Origin of the sequence: Stenotrophomonas cyclobalanopsidis (assembly GCF_008710035.1) — a bacterium.
Classification (GTDB): domain Bacteria; phylum Pseudomonadota; class Gammaproteobacteria; order Xanthomonadales; family Xanthomonadaceae; genus Stenotrophomonas; species Stenotrophomonas cyclobalanopsidis.
Genome location: NZ_VYKI01000028.1, coordinates 5135 through 28297 on the forward strand (window position 1 = coordinate 5135; position 23163 = coordinate 28297).

Below are 23163 nucleotides of genomic sequence, written 5' to 3' on the forward strand. Positions count from 1 at the left end.
TTGGGGGGTGGGGGGGGTTGTGGATGTGTCGCGGTGTCTGTTGGGTTTGGCGCCCCGCCCCCCACCCTCGACTCTACGGGCCAGCGACAGGCATCATTCAAGCAACGCCTGCTAGCGTCGGCCTGTACCGCCGCGCGTGGCGCGGTCCCTGCCCGTTGGAGCATCGCGATGATCCGTCCCCTGACCCTGCTGCTGTGCCTGGCCAGCCTGCCCGGGACCGTGCTTGCCCAGTCCGCTGCGGGCGCCACGGCGCCACAGTCGCCCGGCCTGGACCTGTCCGTGCCGCAGGCACCGATGCGCTATCTCAACGACCCGACCGTGCAGCAGGACCCGCCGGGCACCTACTACGGCGACAAGAGCGGCCCGCGCGTGCACGACGACGCCCGCATCGCCGACGTGACCGACGACAAGCTGAAGGTGTCTGGCAGCTTCACCACCGGCATCGGTTATTCGAAGGGCTACGGCAACTCGCACTACAACGCCGCCACGCTCAACCTCAGCAAGAACTACACCACCGATGAGGGCAAGACCCACGGGGTCAACGTCAACATCCATGTCAGCGAAGGCAAGGGCCCGGGCTTCGGCCCCTACGGTGGTGGTTTCTATGGCGGCGGTGGCCCGGGTTACTGGGATTACCCGCCGCCGTACGGCTGGTAAGCAGCTCCCGCTGCGCTCGCCGGGCATGGCCCGGCGCTACCGCCTGCCTTGTAGAGCCGAGTCCACGCTCGGCTGCGCATTGCGTCCGCCGGGCATGGCCCGGCGCTACCGCCTGCCTTGTAGAGCCGAGCCCTCGCTCGGCTGCGCACTGTGTCCGCCGGGCATGGCCCGGCGCTACCGCCTGCCTTGTAGGGCCGAGCCCACGCTCGGCTGCGCACTGCGTCCGCCGGGCATGGCCCGGCGCTACCGCCTGCCTTGTAGGGCCGAGCCCACGCTCGGCTGCGCACTGCGTCCGCCGGGCATGGCCCGGCGCTACCGCCTGCCTTGTAGAGCCGAGCCCTCGCTCGGCTGCGCACTGTGTCCGCCGGGCATGGCCCGGCGCTACCGCCTGCCTTGTAGAGCCGAGCCCACGCTCGGCTGCGCACTGCGTCCGCCGGGCATGGCCCGGCGCTACCGCCTGCCTTGTAGAGCCGAGCCCACGCTCGGCTGCGCATTGCGTCCGCCGGGCTTGGCCCGGCACTACCGCCTGCCTTGTAGGTCCGAGCCCACGCTCGGCTGCGCACTGTGTCCGCCGGGCATGGCCCGGCGCTACCGCCTGCCTTGTAGGGCCGAGCCCACGCTCGGCTGAGCACTGTGTCCGCCGGGCATGGCCCGGCGCTACCGACCTTAATCCAGCCAGCCATCGCGCTCGCTGTGCAGGATCCGCCCGTCATGGCCGCTCAGGCGCACCTCCACGCGCTGGTTGCGGACGTTGCGCGCTTCCAGCGACCAGGTCGCGCCATCGCGTTCCAGCGAATGGATCTCGCGCAGACCGTGCGCCTGCGCCTTGGCCAGCACCTGCTCGGTACCCAGCAGCGCGCGGCCATCGTGCTCGTCGAAGATCTCGCCGGTCTTCGGGTCGACATACACCTCGCTGAAGCGACCATCGGCACGGCTGACATCGGCTTCCCACAAACCATCATCGCGCTCGATCTCGTGGATCTGGGTGTAGCCGGCCTTGCGCAGGGTCTGCTCGACTTGGGCCATGCCCAGCGGGGCCGCCTGCACGGCGGGGGCGAAGGCCAGGGCGGCGACGGTGGCGAGGGTGAGCGACTTCAACATGGGGGTTCTCCTGTTCGATGCCGGACCATCCCGGCACCGCCATGATGCCGAGCGCGGTTAACAGCCCCTTAGCCGGCGCTGTTAGCCAATGGTTAGCCGCAACCGGCACACTCGCGCCATCCTCCCCGCATGGCTGCCCTCCCCCGTGACGCTGCTGTTCGCCCTGCCCCTGCTGCTGGCCCTGGCCAGCCCCGCGACCGCCGCCCGGCCTGCACAGGATCCGGCGCAGGATGTCGCGCGCCGGGCCGTGCAGCAGGGACGCTACGTCGCACTGGAAGGCGTGGTGCGCGACGCGCTCAAGCGCCACCCCGGCCAGCTGCTGGAAGTGGAACTGGACGATGGCGTGTATGAAGTGGAGATCCTGCGCGCCGACGGGGTGGTGGTGGAGCTGGACTATGATGCGCGCAACGGCAGGCTGCTGAAGACGGAGCTGGACGACTGATGCGCATCCTGCTGGCCGAGGACGATGCGGCGCTGGCACAGCGCCTGCAGCCGCTGCTGGAACAGGCCGGTTACGTGGTGCAGACCGTGGCCGATGGCCGCCAGGCCGAAGAGATCGGCCAGATCGAGGATCTGCAGGCCGCCATCGTCGACCTCGGCCTGCCCGGGCTGGACGGCCTGAGCGTGATCGAGCGCTGGCGCAGCAACGGCCGCAGCTTCCCGGTGCTGGTGCTGACCGCGCGCGGGCGCTGGCACGACAAACTGGCCGGGTTCGATGCCGGCGCCGATGACTACCTGACCAAACCCTTCCAGGCCGATGAACTGGTGCTGCGCCTGCGCGCCCTGATCCGTCGCAGCCATGGCCATGCCAGCCCACGCCTGCAGTGCGGCCCTTTGCAGCTGGACGTCAACGCCGGGCGCTTCGAACTGGACGGCCAGGCCCTGGCACTCAGCCCGCAGGAATTCCGCCTGCTCAGCTGTTTCATCCACCACAGCGGCCAGGTGATCGGCCGCGACCGGCTGGGCGAACAGGTGTTCGATGGCGGCTTGGACCCGGATTCGAACGCGCTGGACGTCCTGCTCGGGCGCGTGCGCCGCAAGCTCGGCAGCGACCTGATCCAGACCGTGCGGGGCCAGGGCTGGCGGCTGGCCGCACCGTGAGCGGGCAACCCTCGCTGCGCCGCCGCCTGCTGCTGGCCGGTGGCCTCGGCCTGCTGCTGGTCTCGCTGCTGGCCAGCGCGCTGCTGGGCGAACTGTTCAAACGCAGCGCCCGCGACCGCCTGGACCATGAGCTGCAGCAGGACCTGCTGACCCTGGTGGCACAGATGGAAACCACGCCTGACGGACAGCTGCAGCTGCGTCAGGAGCCCAACGATGCGCGCTTCCAGCGGGTGTTTTCCGGTGCGTACTGGCAGATCGCCAACCGCCACGGCGAGGTGCTGCTGCAGTCGCGTTCGCTGTGGGATGAAACCCTGCCGTCCGCGGCAGCCGGCGAGACTACCCGCAACCTGCCCGGCCCGCTGCAACAGGCGCTGCGTGCGCGCGTGCAGGAAGTGCGCCTGCCACGCGCCACCGAGGCCTATCGGGTGAGCGTGGCCACCGACCGCAGCGCGCTGGATGCCGATGTGGCGGCCTTCCGCCAGCGCACCGCGCTGGCGCTGGGCGTGCTGGCGGCAGTCTGGCTGGCGGTGCTGGCCAGCCAGGTGCAGTTCGGCCTGCGCCCGCTGCGGCGCCTGGCCCATCAGCTGGAACGCGTGCGGCGCGGGCAGGCCCAGCGCATCGACACCGATGGCCTGGGCAGCGAGATCGTGCCGCTGGGCGAGGAGCTCAACGCCCTGCTCGAGCACCAGCAGCGGATGGTCGCGCGTGCGCGCACCAGTGCCGAAGACCTCGCCCATGCTTTGAAGACGCCGCTGAGCGTGCTGGCCGCCGAGGCCGATGGCGACGGGACGGACTGGCGCACGGCCGTGCGCGAACAGGGTGCGCGCATGCAGGCCAGTGTCGACCGCTACCTGGCGGTGGGCCTGGCCGCGGACCATCGCCAGCGCACCGGCGTGGCGCCGGTGGTGCAGGCGCTGTGTGGGCTGATGGCCCGTGTGCACGGCGAGCGCGGCGTGGTGTTCGGTGCGGAGGGCATCGACGAGGCGCTGCAGTTTGCCGGTGCACGTGCGGATCTTGAAGAAATGCTGGGCAACCTGCTGGACAACGCCGGCAAGTGGGCACGACAGCGCGTGTCGATCAGCGCGGCAAATGACGGTGGGCAGCTGCGCATTGATGTGCGCGACGACGGCCCCGGCCTGGCCGCCGATGCGCTGGAGCAGGTTACTGGCCGCGGTGTGCGCCTGGATGAGCGCGAAGGCAGCAGCGGGCTGGGCCTTGCGATCGTGGAAGACATCGCCGCCAGCTACGGCGGGCGGCTGGTGCTGGAGAACGCCGCGCCGGGGTTGCGCGCGACGGTGTGGTTGCCGGCGGCGCACGATATCCGCCGTCAGCGGTGATGCATCCACCAGCAGTCGATGGCATCCAGCGCGATGTGGATCATCAGACCAATGCCCACCAGCCGCGTTTTCTTCGGCACGCACAGCCCCGCATACACGCCAATCGCCGGTGCGGTGTGCAAGGGGTGGAAGCCGATGCTGCAGCGGTTCGGCGCGTAGATCGGGTCGGCCAGCAGATGGTCCAGGTCGATGATCCAGCCCAGCAGCAACAGCAGCCAGGCCGAGGCAAACCGCTTGCGCCAGAACAGCCATGCCAGCAGGGCTGGCACGGCGGCATGCAGGAACAGATGGAAGATCGCGCGCGCGCTCATCGGCGTCGGTCGCGCCGGGTCATCCCCGGCGCACCGCAGACATCATGCCAGCGGTTCGTCGGACAGGTAGGTGTAACCGGTCAGGCCGGCTTCCAGCGCCTGCGACAGTTCCTGCGCACGTTCCGGCGACAGCTCGGCCGCGGCCACACGCTCGGCATAGGCCGCGCGCAGGTCGTCCAGCTTGTAGCCCACGTAATCCAGCATCACGTCGGTGGTGTCACCGCGGCGCTGCTGGGTGATCGCGTAGCCATCGGCATCGGCCACCACTTCCACGGCATCGGTATCGCCGAACAGGTTGTGGATGTCGCCCAGGATTTCCTGGTAGGCGCCGACCATGAAGAAACCGATGCGGTAGCTCTCGCCGTGCTTCATCGCGTGCAGCGGCAGCGAGGTGTCCAGGCTCTCGTTCTCGACATAGGTCTTCACCATGCCGTCCGAGTCGCAGGTCATGTCGGCGATGATGCCGCGGCGGTCAGGGGTCTCGTTCAGGCGCTCGATCGGCACGATCGGGAACACCTGGTCGATCGCCCACGCATCGGGAATCGATTCGAACACGCTGAAGTTGACGAAGTACTTGTCGACCAGGCGCTCGTTCAGTTCATCCAGCGCCGGGCGGTGGCTCTTTTCGTCGTAGCTCAGGCGCGCACGCACGCCGTGGGCGATGGCATAGAACAGATCGTCGATGCGCGCACGCTGCGGCAGGTCGATCTGGCCCAGCGCGTAGCTGGCCAGGCCTTCGGCGTGGAAATGCTGCGCTTCCTGGAACAGTTCCACCGCCGGACGCGTGTCCAGTTCCTCGTGGATCTCGCGCAGGTGGCGGATCGAGGCCGGCTCGTCGTCGTGCTGGTCCGGCACGCGACCTTCCTGCGCCTGCTCCACTTCAGAGACGTTGGCGATCAGCACCGCGTGGTGCGCGGTCATCGCGCGGCCGCACTCGGTGACGATGCGCGGCGGGGTCAGACCGTGTTCTTCGCAGGCGTTGGCCAGCGGCTGCACGATGTTGCTGGCGTACGAATTGAGCCCGTAGTTGATCGAGCAGAAGCTGCGCGAACGGGTGCCTTCGTAATCCACGCCCAGGCCGCCGCCCACGTCCACGTGGGTGATCTTCGCGCCCAGCTGTGACAGCTCGACGAAATAGCGGGTGGCTTCACGCATGCCGTTGGCGATGTCGCGCACGTTGGAGATCTGCGACCCCATGTGGAAGTGCAGCAGGTTCAGGCAGTCGGCGTATTCGGTATCGCGCAGCGACTTCCACAGGTCCAGCAGCTGGCGCGGGGACAGGCCGAACTTGGCCTTGTCGCCACCGCTGTTCTGCCACTTGCCGGCGCCCAGCGAGGCCAGGCGCATGCGCACGCCCAGGCCCGGCTTCACGTCCAGCGCCTTGGATTCCTCCAGCACCAGCTTCAGCTCGGACGGCTTCTCGATGACGATGAAGGTCTGCAGGCCCAGCTTGCGGCCGATCAGGGCCAGGCGGATGTACTCGCGGTCCTTGTAGCCGTTGCAGACGATCAGGCCACCCGGGCGCGACAGTGCCAGCACGGCCATCAGCTCGGGCTTGCTGCCCGCTTCCAGGCCGAAGCCTTCACCGTGGTGGCTGGCCAGGGTACCGGCCACGCCGCGGTGCTGGTTCACCTTGATCGGGTACACGGCGGTGTAGCCGCCCGGGTAATCCCAGTCCTGCTGGGCCTGGGCGAACGCCGCCTGCAGCTTGCCCAGGCGCTGGCCGAGGATGTCCGGGAAGCGCACCAGCAGCGGCAGCTTGGCGCCGCCGGCACGTGCTGCGTCCACCACCTTGGGCAGCGACACCACCGGGCCCTTTGCCCCGGTCGGTCTCACCACCATGTGCCCAGCCTGATCCACATCGAAATAACCATCCGCCCAATGCGGGATCGAGTAGGTCTTGCGGGCTTGGTCGAGGGACCAATCGGTCATTGCAGTCGGCCTTGTTGGCAATAAAAGGGGGGGCATGATAACGCCTATATGCCCACAGGTTCGTTATCATGCGCGCCACGCGCCCGTGGCAGGTCTGAACCTGAACGGGCCGATCCGTCCGGATGTGGCATCTGTGCCACGCGGCCCCGCCCGCCAGCCCGGCTTCAACCCTCCGAACAGGACCGCAATCCAATGACTGACAGCAGCAACTGGTACATCGAACACTTCGAACGCACGGGCTCGGCCATCGGCTTCCGCATCACCGGCAAGCTGGACGAGGTGCAGTCGCCGTTCCAGAAGATCGAAATCTTCCAGACCACCGACTGGGGCAACCTGATGACCATCGACGGGGCCATCATGCTGACCAGCAAGGACAACTTCTTCTACCACGAGATGATCAGCCACCCGGTGCTGTTCACCCACGCCGCGCCCAAGCGCGTGGTCATCATCGGTGGCGGCGACTGCGGCACCCTGCGCGAAGTGCTCAAGCACAAGGGCGTGGAGAGCGTGACCCAGTGCGATATCGACGAACAGGTCACCGTGATGGCGCGCAAGCACTTCCCGGAACTGTGCGATTCCAACGATGACGCCCGCGCAGAACTGCTGTTCGACGACGGCGTGGCCTACATGGCCAACTGCCCGGCCGGCAGCGTGGACGTGGTGATCGTCGATTCGACCGACCCGGTCGGCCCGGGCGAAGGCCTGTTCAACAAGGCCTTCTACGAGAGCTGCTTCAAGGCCCTGAAAGACGACGGCATCCTGGTGCAGCAGTCCGAATCGCCGCTGATGCAGCTGGAGCTGATCAACGAGATGCGCACCGAGATGGGCAAGGCTGGCTTCGGCTCGTTCAAGACCCTGCCGTTCCCGCAGCCGTGCTACCCCACCGGCTGGTGGAGCGTGACCATGGCGCGCAAGGGCGAGAGCGGCTTCGATTTCCGCCAGGCCGACTCGGCTGCCAAGACCTTCAACACCCTGTACTACACCGCCGCGCTGCACACCGGCGTGCTGGTGACCCCGCCGTTCGTCCAGGCGGCGTTGAAGTAAGGCGTACCCAATAAAAACCCGCGCTGGCGACAGCGCGGGTTTTTTGCTTCTGTAGAGCCGAGCCCATGCTCGGCTGCCTGTATCAGGAATCCAGCCGAGCAGGGGCTCGGCTCCACAATTCAGATCGCCCAGATACCCGCGATCACCGCCACCACCAGGCCCCACTTGATGACCTGGTAGGCCACCACGCTGCGCTCGCGCAGGGCCTTGGCCTTCAGGCGCACCTTGTACACGCCACCGAAGGCCTTGTTGACGCCACCGGTCGGGTCACCCGGCAGGTTCGGCGAGGCACCGCCGGCAAGCAGCGTCGACGCCACCGCGCGGTTGAACAGGCCCGGCAGGCCGAAGCGCAACGGGCGGGCGATATCGCAGAACAGGATCACGCGGTCCTGGTCGGTCTCGTTGTGCGCGTGGTGGATGTAGGTCTCGTCGAACATCATCCACTCGCCATCGCGCCAGCTCTTCTTCACCCCGTCCACCACGATGTAGCAGCCATCGTCGTTGGGCGTGCTAAGGCCCAGGTGCAGGCGCAGCGAACCGGCGAACGGGTCGCGGTGCGGGCGCAGTTCGCTGCCCGGCGGCAGCTGCGCGAACATCGCCGCGCGCACGTCGGGAATCGATTCGATGAGCGCCACGGTCTTCGGGCACATGGCCTTGGCCGACGGATGCGACGGGCCGTACCACTTCAGGTAGAAGCGCTTCCAGCCACGGCGGAAGAACGAATTGAAGCCGGCATCGTTGTAGCTGCTGGAGGCGGCGATCTTCTGCGCATCGCGCAGGGCCAGCGCCTCGTCGCGGATCACCTGCCAGTTCTGCCGCAGCGGCTCCAGCTGCGGCAGCTCCTTGCCCGGGTCCAGGAACGGCGTGGTCGGCACCTTCGAGAACAGATACATGATCACGTTGATCGGAGCCATGAAGCTGGAGTGGTCCAGCAGCTGGCGCGACCAGCGCGCGCGGACTTTGCCGCGGTAATGGATGTACAGCACGCAGGCCACGAACAGCGCTGCCAGGACAATCTTGATGATCAAAACACTTTCCTCCAGCAGGCGCCGGACAGGGAAACGAACGATGCGGCCGCGCGGCCTGCACCAAGGGGGGGACGCGGCAGGGGACGGGGACGTGCCGGGTGGGGGGCGGCCGCCGATGTCGCGGGTTAACAGCTTATGGTCCGCAGGCGCTGTGCCGGGGTCAAGCTGCTCGTGCACCCTGTTCAGCATCATGTAGCTGAACAACAGTCCTACACTGGCCCCGATGCCTGCCCGCGACCCTGCTACCTACCCTGCCCTCAGCGCCCGCTATGCGGATTTCTTTCCGGACCAGCCAGCCGCCACCCCGCGCAGCGAAACCTTCCGCTGGGCAGGTGGTTCGCTGCAGCTGGACCGCCACGGCCCGACCGATGCCGACGCGACCGTGATGCTGGTGCACGGCGCCGGCGGCTATGGGCGCATGTTCGCCCCGCTGGCGGCTGGCCTGGCCGACGCCGGGCATGAAGTGCTGGCGCCGGACCTGCCGGGCTATGGTCTGAGCACCGCCCCTTGGCAAACCATCGACTACGGCGCATGGAAGCAAGCCCTGCTGGCCCTGATCGACGCCGAACACCAGCGCCGGCCGCGCCCGGTCGTGCTGCTCGGCGCCAGCATCGGGGGCTACCTGGCTTACCTGGTGGCGGCCGAATCACCGTGGGTGCGGGGGCTGGTGGCGACCACCCTGGCCGACCCGCGCGATCCCGTGGTGCAGGCCGCGCTGGTGCGCCAGCCGTGGATGCGCGCCCTGCTGCCCACGCTGCGGCCCCTCAGCCGCCTCACCCGCGGCCTGCGCGTGCCGGTGCGCTGGTTCACCCACATGCAGCGCATGTCGCGCGACCCGGCCCTGAACGCGCTGGTCTGCGCCGACCCGCTGGGTGGCGGCAACCGCGTGCCGCTGGGGCTGCTGGCCTCGCTGTTCGACACCGCCCCGGCGCTGGAGCCCGAGCAGTTCCAGCGCTGCCCGGTACTGATGCTGCACCCGGCCTGCGACGACTGGACCCCGGTGGCGATCAGCGACCGCTTCTTCCAGCGCCTAGCCGCGCCCAGGCAGCGGGTGCTGCTGGAAGCGTGCGGCCACTTCCCCATCGAGCAGCCCGGCCTGGACCAGCTGCGCGATGCACTACTGCCGTTCGTGCAACGCATTGCAGGGCACTTGGATGGCAAACCATTGATTGCAAAGGCCTGAAGCGCTTAGTGAGACGAAATTGTCCGATCAGGTGCGACGAACTGTTCCAGCCACGGCCCCGACATTTCTCCGACAAAACGTGGATTAGCAAACTCGGCGGTACTAAAATTCGCTTAACGAGAGTTTAGCTACCTCCCCCCAAGTCGTACCGGTTCGCTTGACGCTGCAGCGCCACCCACCGGGTCGTCCGAGACCCCGCCATGACTTCCCCTGTTTCCCCTTCCCCATCCTGCGGCGATGATGCCGTGGCCCCGCTGCTGCTCAAGCGCGGTGAACGCTTCCTCGCCCCCGATGTCTACCGCACCTGCCTGGACGGCCGTCCGGCGGTGGTCAAGGACTATTCCCGCTACCGCGGAACCCCCGTTTCGCTGATCGCGCGCCTCATGGTGCGCCGCGAAGCCCGCATCCTGCAGCGCCTGGGCGGCTGGAAGCACGCCCCGGCCCTGCTCGGCACCCTCGGCGGCCTCGCTCTGGGCATGGAATTCATTCCGGGGCAGACGCTCAGCACCGCGCAGGCGGTGGGCAATGAAGTGTTCGACCAGCTGCAGCACGCGCTCAGCCGCCTGCACGCGGCCGGCATCACCCACAACGACCTGCACGGCACCAACGTGGTGGTGAGTGGTGGCGTGCCGGTGCTGCTGGACTTCACCTCGGCCTGGCGCGCACCGCGCTGGCTGCGCCGCAACCCGCTCAGCCGGCAGATGCGCCGCAGCGACATGAAGAACCTGCTGAAGATCCGCCAGCGCGTGACCGGCCAGGCGCCGAGCGCCGCGCAAGCCGCCCTGGTGGCCGACCCGGGCTGGGTCGCCGCCGTGCGCCAGGGCTGGAAGCGGTTCTACAAGTGGGCGAAGCGGTAGAGTCGACCGTTGGTCGACTGCCCTTCCATCCGCACCCGAAATGCCCGCGCTGCGCGCGATCGTCGACCAACGGTCGACTCCACCCCGTCGTGTCCCGTCGCCCCCCGGCGCGCTTACACAGGTGGGCGAAGCGGTAGAGTCGGCCGTTGGTCGACTGCTCTTCCATCCGCACCCGAAATGCCCGCGCTGCGCGCGATAGTCGACTGACAGTCGACTCTACCCCCGTCGTTTTCCGACGCTCCCCGGCGCGCTTACAGCAGGTGGGCGAAGCGGTAGAGTCGACCGTTGGTCGACTGCTCTTCCCGTCCGCGCCAGAAATGCCCGCGCTGCGCGCGATAGTCGGCTGACAGTCGACTCTACCCAGCTGACGCGCTTACAGCGCGTCCGCGTCCAGCTCGCCGGTACGAATGCGCACCACGCTGCCCAGGTCGTACACGAACACCTTGCCGTCGCCGATCTTGCCGGTGCCCGCCGCCTTCACGATCGCCTCGACCACCAGTTCCACCTGGTCATCAGTCACCGCCACTTCCAGCTTCACCTTCGGCAGGAAGTCGACCACGTACTCGGCGCCACGGTACAGCTCGGTATGGCCCTTCTGCCGGCCAAAGCCCTTCACCTCGGTCACCGTGATACCGGTAACCCCACGCTCGGCCAGCGCTTCGCGCACGTCGTCGAGCTTGAACGGCTTGACCACCGCCATGACCATCTTCATCGTCGATCTCCTGTATCCCGGCGTGGAGGATAGCGCCTGAACGCGCCCGGCGCTAAACCGCCGCCGCCTGTGCGGGCGCGCGGCCCGCAAGTATCCTTATGCGCAGAACGGCCTGCCAGGCCACGGAGTCCCCCATGATCGACCTGAACCACCTCGATGACCTCGCCCGCCGCCTGAGCGACCTGGTCCCGCCGGGCCTGCGCGAATCGCGCGAGGAACTGCAGGCCACCTTCAAGACCGCGCTGCAGGCCGGCCTGGCCAAGCTGGACCTGGTGACGCGCGAGGAATTTGAAGTGCAGCGCGCGGTGCTGTTGAAGACGCGCGAGAAGCTGGATGCGCTGGAAGCGACTGTGCGTGAGCTTGAGGGGCGGGATTCAGCCCAGGGCTGAGCGCTGCCCCCAGTAGATGTGACAGGGATGCGACCCCCGGGCACAGCAGAGGTCGCGCCCATAGCAGTGACTAGCCAGTGCGGGTGATCAGCGGACACCCAAGTTCTGATGCGTCACCTGACAGAAAACCTCGCGTCCAGAACTTCATCTTCTCGGGGTCCAAGGCTACCGTCCCGTCTTCAGCCAAAGCCCCAACCACATTGCCCTCGCTGCCCAGCGCTACGGTGCACTTTCCAATTCGCCCATCCGCACGGATCAGCATATGGTTGGGTTTGGCTGCGTAGCACACGTGACTGACACGGAGACCCGACTCCTTCAATGACTGGAACGCCTGGTTCGACTCGGAAAGCCCTGACACCGAAATCTGGCTTTCAAACTCAGCCTCCACTCCGTTCTCCACAGAAAAGCCTTCAGCTTCAAAGTGCGCCTGCAGGAGCTTCGATATCCGGACGGCCTCGGCGTGTGTAATCATCTGCAGAGACTCGCCCTTCCCGCCAAGATTGGATATGTCGCGCAGAAACACCGTGAAGCGTGCATCTCCCTTGAAGTCACCACACAGCCGGCGCGAAAGCCGCATCAGGCTCTCTTCATTGCCCGGCATGATGTGCAGCCGCATCATCACCGTGAAGTTGAAGCTGGTGGCCTTCATGGCAAGCAGGTTCTCGTAGATCCGATGAAACGTGCCAGCCCCAGAGGCATACCGTCGCGTCAGATTGTGAGCATCCGAATCGCCATCCAGCGATATCTGGAAGAAGTTCACGCCAAGTGCTACCAGTTCACTCAACAACGGCGGAGTCAGCTCAAAACCGTTCGTGGTCATGCTGCAATCCAGCACCTCGAGAGCCCCAGACGAAGAATGCGCGTGGAAGTTCCGAGACAATTCCAGGACAACACCCTGTGCTAGAAGCGGCTCACCGCCAAACCATTCCACACGCAGCTCTTTCAGCCCATGCTGCTCCACACGCCTGCGCACCAGCGCCTTGATTCCGGCAATGGTTGGCGCACGCATCCGACCAATCTCGAAATCCTCGTAGCAGTAGACACACCGGAAATTGCACTTCTCGGTCGGCATGATCGTCAGCTCCAACCGCCTGTTCAATCGTTCCTGAAAGTTCTCCACCTACCTCTCCTTGTAGTTGCTCCCCACCCTGATCACACGCACCCCCTCCGGTAGAGTGGAAACCCGGTGCGTCACAATGATCCTCGTCATCTGCAGTCCCAAAAGGACACTCATGATCTGCTGCTCCGCCTCGTAGTCGAGCTGGCTCAGCGTTTCGTCCAGAACCAGGATTCTTGGCGCCCGATAGAGAGCGCGCGCCAACAGAAGGCGCTTCTGCTGGCCACCGGACAGCAACCGCCCTTCATCCCCCACCTGGGTCGCAAGCGCCATCGGCTGGGACGATGCAAAGTCGTCGAGTCCCGCAGCAGCGAGGCAATGCCAGACGCGCGGGATATCGGCCACCTCCCCAAGCGTGATGTTCTCAAGCACAGCCCCTGACAGCAGCGTGTCCTGCTGGAGGACCGTTCCAATCTGGCGGCGCAGCAATGGCAAGTGACAGGCCCTTACCTCACAACCATCCACTTCAAGCACGCCGTCTGTCGGAGCCACCAAGCCAGCCAGAATGCTCAACAGCGTTGACTTGCCCACACCCGAGGGACCAACGATGGCTACCATCTCACCCGGTCGAATGTTGAGGCTTACATCCTTCAGTACCCAAGGATCATCGATGGAGTACCGGAAGTGGATGCCACGACAGACAACGGACGGCGCGGGACCTCTGTGGCCCGCGCCGGCCCAGTCCGCACACTCCTCTACCGGCTCGGAGAGCACCTCCGAAATTCTCTGCAGATGCACCTGCGCCATCTTTACGTCCATCACTTTCGGTACGAGCGCATTTGCGCGCTGGCAGATCATTTCGGCATAGATGGTCACGGCGACAAGAGCACCGACGGATAGAGCTCCGCCGTCAACCGCCAACACGCCCGCGTAGACCACGAGGACCCTCAAGAGACCGAGAATCAAGTCGCTTCCAGACTGCGAAAAGATAGCCATGCGCTGAAGAGAAAGACTCGCTCTGATAAGTGACGCGTTGCCCCTGCGAAACCGGTCACCCCTGAGCCGCTCCATTCCGTTCAGCTTGACCGTCTGCGCTGCGCGCACGGTCTCGATCACCTCACGGTCCTGCGATGCAAGCCTGTTTGCGAGCACGTTGCACGCGACGCCTACTCGTCCTGACATGGATACCCGAACAGCCATGCACAAAGCCGCTCCAGAAGCGGCCATCACCGCAAGCGGGAGGCTATAGGTACAGCACGCCGCAAGCAGGATGAACAGCGCAAGCGCATCGACCGCGCATTCCACGATCCGTGACGATGCAAGCTCCTGAACTTCGTGCACCGATCCCAGCCGCGAGATGACATCTGCTGGATGCCTGCGCAGGAAGTAGGACGGAGGAAGCTCCAGTACCCGGCCAAACACACTGTTCGAAAGCGCGCCAATGATCGAAGCACCCAGATCTGCAGTGAGCAGAGCGCGGATGGAACTAGCCCATACTCTCGCAATCGCAATGAAAGCGAATACGAGCAACAGGCCTTCCGCACTTAATACTCCAGTGCCCCCTAGACCATCTACCGCGGACTGGATGTACAAAGGCGCTACGACCGTAAGCAGCTCCGCCACTAAAGCTAGAAGCAGTATCGGGAGATACCGGAGCCTGCGTGGACGCATCTGCGACGTCAGTGCCGACCAGGGGCTTGGCTCCACCGGCATGTCTTCACACTGTCTGCCACCGCCAGTAAACCGAAGCAATGCACCGGAGAATCGTCTCTCCAATTCGGCACAGGAGAGAACCAGCTCGCCGACAGCCGGGTCGAGCACAAGAAACTGCTCGGCTCCACATCGCTCGACGACCACGAAGTGGCAGTCATCAACCAGAATAATGCAGGTCGCATCAAGCTTTCTCAGCGCTGACCCGGTTCCGGCAAACACGCGGTGCTGCAAGCCAAGGTCGCGGGCAATCTCCGAAAGACGAGCAACCGTCGTACCTCGAAGTGAAACCGGGTATCGACGCCGCAGCCAGCGAAGGGTTACCCGCCGATCGTATCTGGCAGCGATCATCGCCAAGCACGCCAAACCACACTCTGTGGACTCGGACTGAAGGACGACGTCCCGACTCCGAAGCATCCAGCGATTCCACAGCCCAAGCACCATGCTCTTCTCCTGGACACGCGGTCATCGCTGGCGAAACGCCAGGGCGGGATCAACCTTGGCCGCGCCCAAGGCGGGAATCAGAGCGGCGATCTGGCAACTCAGCAACGTCAGCCCCGCGCCCAGTGCAACCGAAGCGGCGCTTACTGCAGGCATCTCCAGCTGGAGCGCGAGAAGACGGTTCGCCACTACGGCCAACCCTGCACCCACGATCACGCCGAGCCCGGCAACAACGGCGCTCTCCACGGCGAAGAGAGCCACAACGTCACGTCGGGATGCCCCAAGCGCGCGCCGGATGGCAATCGACCGGTGTCTGGCACAGACCCAGTAATGGCTCATTCCGAATACCCCCAGCGCTGACGAAGCGGTCACAACAACAATCACCGCCAGCAACACACTTGACCTGGATGCGTCCTTTGCGAAATGCGCTGTCCTGAGCTCGGCCACGGAGCGAACCGGCTCCTGTACAAAGCCAGGCATGGACGAGGACAGGGCGCGAATCACGGCCCGCTTCGCCTCCAGATCAAATGGTACGCTCCGCCGGACGGCATACAGCCCCCCGACACTCTGGGTGTCGATCTTCACTTCCGAGATCACGGCCTCGTAGTCGCTGGCATCACCGGTCGATGCGCTCCTGAAGTCTTCCGTGATACCCACGACCCGCAGGGTCAGAGGATAGCTGCCCCACACCTCGGTATGGATCATCTTTCCCAGAGCGTCGCCCGCAGGGAAAAGGCGCTTGGCGAGACTTCGGGTGACGACCGCAGGTACGGCCAACGTGCTGTTGGATTCAAGTACGTCCTCTACGGCAGGTGCCTGCAGGCTATCCAGCGCAACGCCCTGGACAACTGATGTACCCAGTACGCTTGCGAGCTGCTCGCTTCCAAAGTAGATATACGGGTGCCCTGACGCATCGCGGTTGGACTTCTCCAGCCGCACCGACCCACGCTCCACCGCGAAAGGCACCGGGCCGAGTGCCGCGGCGCTGATACCTGGTACGTCCCGCAGTGCACGCAGCCCAGCGCCCGAACTGGTTGCGGCATCGTCGAAGCCGATGACGCCTATGTTCTGCACCACGGCGATACGGGCCTCGCTCAGGCCGGACTCGGCATCGATGCGCTCCGAAGCCTCCAGCACGATCGTGGATATGTTTGCAAGCACCGCCATGGAAACTGAGATCTGAAGCACCATGAGGCCAACGACCGTTAGGTGCTTCGACACCGTTCTCAGCGTCGTCACCATCGCGTGAACCACCTTCATGACACGTCCCCCATGCGCAACGATACGAACCGCTGGCTGGCTCTCCACAGCGGAATTGATGCCGACAGAAGTGCAGACATCGCCGCGATCAGGGGGCACAGGGCCACGTACCACCACGCAATGGAAAGGTGCGACGCATACGCGCTGGAGAGATCCTGCACGACCCGGAATCCAAGGAGGGCCATTGGAATGGAGACGAGTCCTCCGGCGGCCCCCAGCACGGCTGAATGAACGGCGAGCTGCCTGACGATGTCTCCTCGGGTTGCGCCAAGCGACCGGCGAATGGCGATCTCCCTGGACTGACCCACAAAGCCAGCCAGGAAGAGTCCGGCGGCATTCACGAGGCAGATGACCAGGACACCGGCTGCGAACCACAGCTGTGTACTGACTTCATCGGGAAGTACGTCATTGATCGCCAGCCACTCCTTGAGCGGTGCCACGCGGGAGAACACGTCAGTGGCTCTGCCTGAATTGACCTGCGCCAGCCCATAGCGGTGCAGCGCACTGCTGAATGTGCCGAGCGCCTGCGTGTCGTTCAGCTGGACCCATAGCTGCAGCCACGCGCACGATGGGCTATCCGGATCCTCAGGGACGCCGTCGCGACAGGACATCGCGCCCATGCCGTAGTCCTTTGGCAGCGCACGCCATGCCGCCAGCGGGATGTAGAGACGTTCGCTCTCCGCGTAAGCACCGCCTCGAAGATCGTGGAATCGTGGAATGGGATTCCAGTCCTCCACCACGCCGACGATGGCGAAGCTCCGCGTGGCCAGCTCGATCTGTCTGCCCACCGCAGATTGCGATCCGAACAGCTCTCTTGAGAGTGATCGCGAGATCACTGCAACGCGCGCTTCATTCTGGTCATCATCGGATCGCCAGAAGGCCCCGGAAAGCAGCTTCAGATCGAGCAGGGATTGCGCACCGGACGTAAAGCCTCGAACGGCAATCATGCCGAGCGGCCGATCCGTTCCCACGGGCCTGTAGGGAAGCCAGGATGACGACGTTGCTACGCTCGGTACGCCGGTGAGGCGGGAAATTTCCTGCACATCGTGCAGCGACAGCACAGACAGCGGCCGGGCAGAGCTGGATCGGGCGGCATCATCCCGCAGATCAAGCTCCACGTGATAGAGAGACTGGCTGATGCTGGGTGCAGGATCGCCCCCGAGGCCGATCCGGATCATCAGCATCGTGGCAAACGCGCTTATGCCTGTCGCTACGGCGAGCACGATCAGCACGCTGAGAAGTTTCGACCTGTGGATGCCGGACAGTGCGAGTTCCAACGCGTATCGCATGCGCTCCTCTCCTTGGTACGCTGAAAGAGATGCGCCGCCACGAGGACGGCGCATCATGTGCAATTCTCAAGAGGACTTGCATGCACAGCCGGAAACGCAGTTCCCGCTGTTTACCTTGCAGACCGCGCCGGCAGCTTGGACGCCCCCGGCGCCCAGCATTTCCAGCGCGCGCGGATCACGCACTTCGCAAAGGCCGTTCTCGTCATAGACGAACGGGTGATTGGTTTCAGCGGTCTGTCTGATCTCTTCCATAACCTCTCCTTGGCGCTGCGATGTGCCCCGACAAGCCCATCGGCTCGGGGGATCTGCCGATGTATGGCAGATTCGATGCCCGCGGCCTCATGCGGGTTGAGTTCGTTTCTTCCACTCCACCCTTCGCAGTGCCAATAGATTCTTGCTATCGACGGCTTTCAAACTTGTCGCAATCGATGGGAGTGACTGGCGCACAGCCGTTTCGAGAACTAGGTGACGAGCTGGCAGCCTTCGCGTTGCGCCTATCCTCGGGCTTACGCTGCGTGCCTCTAACGTCACGAAGCTCCTCGTCTACCCGTTACACACACGTAACCGGATTGGATCAGCAGCGGCGATGCACGCACCAGTATCTGGCGCATCGCGGGTTAGGTACATGCGGTACACCCTGCCTTTCCTCACCTATCGTTGGCACGAGGTAAGCCCATACTCCACTGCGGCGCTGAAGAGTCATTTACGACATACGACGCGCATCCGCTACCTGACGTAACCGGTCCTAACGTGCGCCCGTGCATGTTGATCGATCTCAACCTTCGGGCCTGGAGTAATTCCGTGAAGCAAGCACTACCACTTCAAGGTCATGCCGCCCTCGTCACCGGGGCCAGCTCCGGCATCGGCCTGGGCGTTGCAGAGGCGCTGGCGCAGGCCGGTGCGTCGGTGGCGGTGAACTACCACTCGCACGAGGAGCCGGCACGCGAGCTGGTGGATCGCATCGTTGCCGAGGGCGGGCGTGCGATCGCAGTACAGGCCGACGTCGCGAAGGAAGCCGAGGTCGTCCGCCTGTTTGATGAGGCGACCTCCGCCTTCGGACGCATCGATGTGGTGGTTGCCAATTCGGGTATCCAGAAAGACGCCCCAATCGCGGAGATGTCGCTGGATGACTGGAACGCGGTGATCGACGTCAATCTCACCGGCCAGTTCCTTTGCGCGCGCGAGGCGGTAAAGCGCTTCCGCTCGCAGCCTGAAGCGCATCGCCCCGCCCGCAGCGCCGGTTCAATCATTACCCTCAGTTCCGTCCACGAAGTCATCCCCTGGGCTGGGCATGTGAACTACGCCTCGGCCAAGGGCGGTATCCGCATGCTGACGCGGTCGTTGGCGCAGGAACTCGCTGCAGACCGTATCCGCGTCAATGCAGTGGCGCCCGGTGCCATCCGCACCCCCATCAATCGCGATGCCTGGGACAGCGAGGAAGCGCTGACCAAGCTGCTCAAGCTGATTCCCTATGGGCGCATCGGCGAGCCGGAAGACGTCGCACGCGCCGTGGTCTGGTTGGCCTCGGACATGGCTGACTACATCACCGGCACTACGCTGTTTGTCGACGGCGGTATGACGCTGTATCCGGAGTTCCGCGACAACGGTTGACCTGCGCATCCGGTAAGTCGGCCGGCAGCCTGCTCCGCCGGCCTCGCTGGGTCAGCGGTCCGCAATGTCCGGTATCGCGGCCATCTCACCGATGGCCTGCACCACCGCCGCCGGATCCTCCTTCGCGATGCTGTGGCCGGTAGCCACATAGCGATGCACGCCGCGCGCGAAGGTCGAGAACAGCAGCGCGTGCTGCGCCTTCCAGATCACCTTGCCCGCCGCAGTTTCTTCGAAGACCAACGGCTCGTCGGCCACCTGGGTTGCAGTCAGCAGTGCCACCGGCACGTCCGGCATCGCACGCTCGCTCGCCGCATCTGCCGCATCAAGCTGCTCGACCAGCACGCGGTAGTCTGCGGCCATCGACGGCGGCAGCATCGCCAGCAGCGCGGCATCATCGGCCTGCACCCGCGCCGCATCCGCCTTCCTGTAGGCGAGGCGCTGGCCCATCGTGGCCGGGTCCACCAGCACGATGCCGCGCACGCGCTGCGGATGGCGCCGCGCGAACTCCGTCACCAGCAGCCCGCCGTAGGAATGACCCACCAGAATCACCTGCTGGTCCGGTGCGACGGTCTCGATCAGCGCGCTCAGATCATTCAGGTGGTCATCAATGCGCTTGGTTACGCCATCGCTGCCTGACTTGCCCAAACCCGCCCGTGCATAGGCGACGCTCCGGTAGTCGGCCCCCAGACCGGCGATCACCTGCTTCCACGCTCCCGGGCCCTGGCCGAAGCCAGCCTCGAAAACCACCGTGGTTTTGCCCGACCCCGTTTCCTCGCCCTGCAGCGTGTAGCCCTCGCGCTTGGCCGAAATCTCGCCCGCGTGCGCCATCCCGGCGGTCGCCAGCAGGATGGCGGTTGCCCACATCGTCATTGCCTTGCCCATGAAAATCCCCCTGTCGGGTGCACGCAGACCCGTAGGATGAGGAGGTTGGCGCCGATGCGCCGAACCGCGACTCGCGGCAAGTCGTGCTGGTACTGTAGTTACCTACAACACCATTAACCCCTGCCAGAAGTCATGGCTGTCAGCTGTGGGCGATCCCCTAGCCTCGCGCTCTGAAAACCCTGATGGCGGTCGGTTGCACCCTCATCGCACCATCAAGCACCTCTCCGCAGGAAACCACCTATGAGCCTGGCGCTGGTCTACAGCCGTGCCCGCGCCGGGGTCGATGCCCCGCTGGTGCGGGTGGAAGTGCATCTCTCCGGCGGCCTGCCGGTCACCCAGATCGTCGGCCTGGCCGAAGCCAGCGTGCGCGAGTCGCGCGAGCGCGTGCGTGCCGCCCTGCTCTGCGCGCGCTTCGATTTCCCGCAGCGGCGCATCACCTTGAACCTCGCCCCGGCCGACCTGCCCAAGGAAGGCGGGCGCTACGATCTGGCCATCGCGCTGGGCATCCTCGCCGCCAGCGGCCAGGTCGAACCGCAGTCGCTGCTGGGTTACGAGTTTCTCGGCGAGCTGGGCCTGACCGGCGAACTGCGGCCGGTCAGCGGTGCGCTGCCTGCGGCGATTGCCGCCGCCGAAGCCGGGCGCATCCTGGTGGTACCGCCGGGCAATGCGGCCGAGGCTGCGCTGGCCGAGCATGCCGACGTGCGCGTGGCCCGCACCCTGCTGGAATGCTGCGCCGGGCTGAGCAATCCACGCCTGCTGCCGCCGGCGCAGCGCGTGGACACCACGCCGCTGCCCCTGCCCGACTTGGCCGACGTGCGCGGGCAGGCACACGCGCGGCGCGCATTGGAAGTGGCCGCCGCCGGTGGCCACCATCTGCTGCTGATCGGCAGCCCCGGCTGCGGCAAGACGCTGCTGGCCTCGCGACTGCCCAGCCTGCTGCCGGACACCGAGCAGGACGAAGCGCTGCAGCTGGCCGCGATTGCATCAGTGAGTGGCGAAGGGCTGGACCCTAGGCGCTGGCGGCAACGGCCGTTTCGCGCGCCGCACCACAGCGCCAGCGCCGCAGCACTCGTGGGCGGGGGCAATCCACCCTGCCCCGGCGAGATCTCGCTGGCGCATCACGGCGTGCTGTTCCTGGACGAGCTGCCGGAGTGGAACCGCAGCGCCCTGGAGACGTTGCGTGAGCCGCTGGAGTCCGGGCATATCCGCATCGCGCGTGCGGCGCGCAGCGTGCAGTACCCGGCGCGGTTCCAGCTGGTGGCGGCAATGAATCCGTGCCCGTGCGGATGGGCGGGGGACCGCAGCAATCGCTGCCTGTGTACCGATGAGCGCATCACCCGCTACCGCGCGCGGGTCTCCGGGCCCTTGCTGGACCGCATCGACCTGCACATCAGCGTGGCCAGGATGGATGCGGTGGAGCTGCGGGAAAGCACGCCGCTGGGCGAACCGAGTGCGGTGGTGCGGGCACGGGTCGAAGCAGCGCATGCACGGCAGCGCGCGCGGGGTGGGTTGAATGCGCATCTGCCACCGGCAGCACTGAGAGCGTGTACGCGGTTGAGCGAGGGCGATCAGGATCTGCTGGAGCAGGCGATCGAACGCTTGCAGCTTTCGGCGAGGGCGATGCACCGGATTCTGCGGGTGGCTCGCACGATTGCGGATCTGGAAGCGTGCGAGCGGGTCGGGACCGCACACCTGGCGGAAGCAATTGGATATCGGCAGCTGGATCGCGGCAAGGCAGGGGCCTGAGAGCGCTCTCGCTTACGCCCAGAGCCCAACCAACCAACTCCAGCCGTCTACCGGTCCCTACGAACGTCTCGCGCCCGGCATCTGGAATGTAAATAAGGTTCCCGCGCCTTCACTAGACGCCACATCAAGCATCCCGCCGTGAGACCTGGCAATTTCCGATGCGATGTAGATGCCCAGACCCAGGCCGGGCCTGGGCAGCTCGCCCTGCTCGCGCGAAAACGGGCTGAAAATGTTGCCCAGCCGCTCGGACGGAATGCAGCCTGCATTGTGCACATCCAACGTAAGACGATTGGATGCGGCGTGAACCCTCAGCGTGACAGGCGTAGAGCGTTCTCCGTGCTGGGCAGCGTTGGTCAGCAGGTTGGCCAGCAGCTGCGAAAGCCTGCTGGGGTCGCACACCACGGTGCCCTCGATCTGCATCTGAACACTGATGTCCTGGCGACCAGTCGCGATCGCGACCTCCGCCGCAACGCGTTCAAGGTCGGCCTGCAGCGAATGGCTTTCGCGGAGCGAGATCGGAATGCCGCCGCCCAACCGGCCCCGGGCAAAATCGAGCACATCGCTGATCAGCCCATCCATGCGGGTGACACCCGATGCGATGTGCGCGAGCATCCGCCGCTGACGCTCGGAAGTCGCCTCCATTTCCAGCGAATCGGCGGCCACACTGATCGCCTGCAGTGGGCTGCGGAGGTCATGGCCCAGCACTGCAATGAACTGATCTCGCAGATCTGAAACCCGCTGTGCGTCGGACAGCGCGGTCTCCGCTTCCAGCAGGCGATCCTCCTTGTCGAGGTAGTTCCCAACAAGGTCGGCAAGCAGCTCCATGGAGCGCCGGACATGGGCTTCATCGAAGTTGCCCGGCGTCGAATCAATCGCGCAGAGGGTACCGAAGAAGCTGCCGTCCGGGCGATGGATTGGCACGGACGCGTAACTCTCCAGCCCGTAGATCCGCGGGGTGTGGTGCTTGGAATACAGCGGGTGGGCACTGGCGTGCGCGAATACGACCGAGGTGGGCGACTGCCTGATCTCGTCGCAGATGGTGGTTTCCAGGACCAGTTGCCCGCCTGGAACGAGGCCAAACCCCAGGGTGTCCAAGGTGGCGCAGGCCGTCCAGCTCGTCTCGGTCACTCGGGCAATCGCCGTAAATCTCGAGCCGGTGATATGGGCCACGGTTTCAAGGATGCGCGGCACCGCCTCGATACGACCAATCTCAGCGATGTCGTTCAGCAGATTGGGGTCGGTCAGGGTATGCATGTATGGGCAGTCGGGCGCGGTGGCGCATCATCCCATGAAACCACCGCGGCAGCCGGCGCGCTTACCGCTGCGCAGGGATCTATGCGGGCAGGCATGAGTGTCCGCTTTCGGCCAGAGGCGGACGCTGGTCGTTGGCTACCAAGTGCCGGTCAAGAGACCGGCGTCGTCACCCGCACCTGACGGGACAGTGAAGACAGCTCGCGGCATCGGAGGAAAATGTGTGTTTGGGGCCGAAAGCGGAGAGTAACACCGGACCAACGC

Annotated in this window: 23 protein-coding genes; 11 read left to right on the forward strand and 12 right to left on the reverse strand. The window is 65.5% G+C overall.

The window, feature by feature from the left end:
• Positions 1 to 168 precede the first annotated feature (168 nt).
• Together FJU31_RS16300 and FJU31_RS16305 are read left to right on the forward strand one after the other, a co-directional pair.
• Positions 169 to 657 carry a hypothetical protein gene (locus FJU31_RS16300; protein ID WP_108770283.1) on the forward strand — a complete coding sequence of 163 codons (489 nt, stop codon included), beginning with the start codon at positions 169 to 171 and terminating at the stop codon, positions 655 to 657.
• A gap of 25 nt (positions 658 to 682) precedes the next feature.
• Complete coding sequence (locus tag FJU31_RS16305; RefSeq protein ID WP_150455669.1) at positions 683 to 1285, forward strand: hypothetical protein; 603 nt, start codon at positions 683 to 685, stop codon at positions 1283 to 1285.
• Positions 1286 to 1323: 38 nt separating this feature from the next.
• Here FJU31_RS16305 and FJU31_RS16310 read toward each other — a convergent pair whose 3' ends face one another.
• Positions 1324 to 1758 carry a PepSY domain-containing protein gene (locus FJU31_RS16310; RefSeq protein ID WP_150455670.1) on the reverse strand — a complete coding sequence of 145 codons (435 nt, stop codon included), beginning with the start codon at positions 1756 to 1758 and terminating at the stop codon, positions 1324 to 1326.
• A gap of 151 nt (positions 1759 to 1909) precedes the next feature.
• On the opposite strand from FJU31_RS16310, the gene FJU31_RS16315 reads away from it, so the two are divergent.
• From FJU31_RS16315 to FJU31_RS16325, 3 genes are read left to right on the forward strand one after another with little or no spacing between them, the layout of a single operon-like run.
• Positions 1910 to 2200, forward strand: coding sequence for a PepSY domain-containing protein (locus FJU31_RS16315; protein WP_116862565.1), 291 nt, complete (start codon positions 1910 to 1912; stop codon positions 2198 to 2200).
• On the forward strand, positions 2200 to 2859 hold the full coding sequence (locus FJU31_RS16320) for a response regulator transcription factor (protein ID WP_108770285.1): 660 nt from the start codon (positions 2200 to 2202) through the stop codon (positions 2857 to 2859). The genes FJU31_RS16315 and FJU31_RS16320 overlap by 1 nt, the downstream gene beginning before the upstream one ends.
• Positions 2856 to 4196, forward strand: a complete 1341-nt coding sequence (locus FJU31_RS16325; protein WP_150455671.1) for a sensor histidine kinase — start codon at positions 2856 to 2858, stop codon at positions 4194 to 4196. The genes FJU31_RS16320 and FJU31_RS16325 overlap by 4 nt, the downstream gene beginning before the upstream one ends.
• Here FJU31_RS16325 and FJU31_RS16330 read toward each other — a convergent pair.
• The gene (locus tag FJU31_RS16330; protein WP_150455672.1) at positions 4187 to 4507 is read right to left on the reverse strand and encodes a DUF6122 family protein; all 321 of its coding nucleotides are present in this window, start codon (positions 4505 to 4507) and stop codon (positions 4187 to 4189) included. The two genes, FJU31_RS16325 and FJU31_RS16330, sit on opposite strands and share 10 nt — an antisense overlap.
• 42 nt (positions 4508 to 4549) lie before the next feature.
• The gene (speA, locus tag FJU31_RS16335; protein WP_150455673.1) at positions 4550 to 6439 is read right to left on the reverse strand and encodes an arginine decarboxylase; all 1890 of its coding nucleotides are present in this window, start codon (positions 6437 to 6439) and stop codon (positions 4550 to 4552) included.
• A gap of 192 nt (positions 6440 to 6631) precedes the next feature.
• On the opposite strand from speA, the gene speE reads away from it, so the two are divergent.
• Positions 6632 to 7483: a polyamine aminopropyltransferase gene (speE, locus tag FJU31_RS16340; protein ID WP_150455674.1), complete on the forward strand. Its 852-nt coding sequence runs from the start codon at positions 6632 to 6634 to the stop codon at positions 7481 to 7483.
• Between the two features lie 119 nt (positions 7484 to 7602).
• On the opposite strand, the gene FJU31_RS16345 is transcribed toward speE, so the two are convergent.
• On the reverse strand, positions 7603 to 8508 hold the full coding sequence (locus FJU31_RS16345; RefSeq protein ID WP_174208738.1) for an aspartyl/asparaginyl beta-hydroxylase domain-containing protein: 906 nt from the start codon (positions 8506 to 8508) through the stop codon (positions 7603 to 7605).
• 226 nt (positions 8509 to 8734) lie between these two features.
• Between FJU31_RS16345 and FJU31_RS16350 the strand changes: the two genes are divergently transcribed.
• Positions 8735 to 9694 (forward strand): alpha/beta hydrolase, encoded by a 960-nt coding sequence (locus tag FJU31_RS16350; RefSeq protein WP_150455675.1) that lies wholly within the window; start codon positions 8735 to 8737, stop codon positions 9692 to 9694.
• A 200-nt stretch (positions 9695 to 9894) separates the two neighbouring features.
• Positions 9895 to 10551, forward strand: coding sequence for an RIO1 family regulatory kinase/ATPase domain-containing protein (locus FJU31_RS16355; protein WP_150455676.1), 657 nt, complete (start codon positions 9895 to 9897; stop codon positions 10549 to 10551).
• A gap of 373 nt (positions 10552 to 10924) precedes the next feature.
• Here the strand turns inward: FJU31_RS16355 and FJU31_RS16360 are convergent, their stop codons facing one another.
• A complete protein-coding gene (locus FJU31_RS16360; RefSeq protein WP_116862548.1) occupies positions 10925 to 11263 on the reverse strand; it encodes a P-II family nitrogen regulator in 339 nt (112 codons plus the stop codon).
• Between the two features lie 134 nt (positions 11264 to 11397).
• On the opposite strand from FJU31_RS16360, the gene ubiK reads away from it, so the two are divergent.
• Entirely contained in the window at positions 11398 to 11652 is a 255-nt protein-coding gene (gene ubiK / locus FJU31_RS16365) for a ubiquinone biosynthesis accessory factor UbiK (RefSeq protein WP_108770291.1), read from the forward strand.
• 70 nt (positions 11653 to 11722) lie between these two features.
• On the opposite strand, the gene FJU31_RS16370 is transcribed toward ubiK, so the two are convergent.
• From FJU31_RS16370 to FJU31_RS16390, 5 genes are all read right to left on the reverse strand, one after another.
• Positions 11723 to 12772 (reverse strand): radical SAM protein, encoded by a 1050-nt coding sequence (locus FJU31_RS16370; protein ID WP_150455678.1) that lies wholly within the window; start codon positions 12770 to 12772, stop codon positions 11723 to 11725.
• Entirely contained in the window at positions 12773 to 14863 is a 2091-nt protein-coding gene (locus tag FJU31_RS16375; RefSeq protein ID WP_150455679.1) for a peptidase domain-containing ABC transporter, read from the reverse strand.
• Positions 14864 to 14884: 21 nt separating this feature from the next.
• Entirely contained in the window at positions 14885 to 16120 is a 1236-nt protein-coding gene (locus FJU31_RS16380) for an ABC transporter permease (RefSeq protein WP_150455680.1), read from the reverse strand.
• Positions 16117 to 17409: an ABC transporter permease gene (locus tag FJU31_RS16385; protein ID WP_188115516.1), complete on the reverse strand. Its 1293-nt coding sequence runs from the start codon at positions 17407 to 17409 to the stop codon at positions 16117 to 16119. Before FJU31_RS16385 ends, FJU31_RS16380 begins: the two co-directional genes overlap by 4 nt.
• Before the next feature lie 66 nt (positions 17410 to 17475).
• A complete protein-coding gene (locus tag FJU31_RS16390; RefSeq protein ID WP_150455682.1) occupies positions 17476 to 17661 on the reverse strand; it encodes a hypothetical protein in 186 nt (61 codons plus the stop codon).
• Positions 17662 to 18171: 510 nt separating this feature from the next.
• Between FJU31_RS16390 and FJU31_RS16395 the strand changes: the two genes are divergently transcribed.
• Complete coding sequence (locus FJU31_RS16395) at positions 18172 to 19020, forward strand: SDR family oxidoreductase (protein WP_150455683.1); 849 nt, start codon at positions 18172 to 18174, stop codon at positions 19018 to 19020.
• A 51-nt stretch (positions 19021 to 19071) separates the two neighbouring features.
• Here the strand turns inward: FJU31_RS16395 and FJU31_RS16400 are convergent, their stop codons facing one another.
• The gene (locus tag FJU31_RS16400) at positions 19072 to 19902 is read right to left on the reverse strand and encodes an alpha/beta fold hydrolase (RefSeq protein ID WP_425473725.1); all 831 of its coding nucleotides are present in this window, start codon (positions 19900 to 19902) and stop codon (positions 19072 to 19074) included.
• 240 nt (positions 19903 to 20142) lie between these two features.
• Here FJU31_RS16400 and FJU31_RS16405 point away from each other — a divergent pair, with 240 nt between their 5' ends.
• Positions 20143 to 21648, forward strand: a complete 1506-nt coding sequence (locus tag FJU31_RS16405) for a YifB family Mg chelatase-like AAA ATPase (RefSeq protein ID WP_150455684.1) — start codon at positions 20143 to 20145, stop codon at positions 21646 to 21648.
• Between the two features lie 57 nt (positions 21649 to 21705).
• Here the strand turns inward: FJU31_RS16405 and FJU31_RS16410 are convergent, their stop codons facing one another.
• Positions 21706 to 22902: a GAF domain-containing sensor histidine kinase gene (locus tag FJU31_RS16410; protein WP_150455685.1), complete on the reverse strand. Its 1197-nt coding sequence runs from the start codon at positions 22900 to 22902 to the stop codon at positions 21706 to 21708.
• Positions 22903 to 23163: the final 261 nt, after the last annotated feature.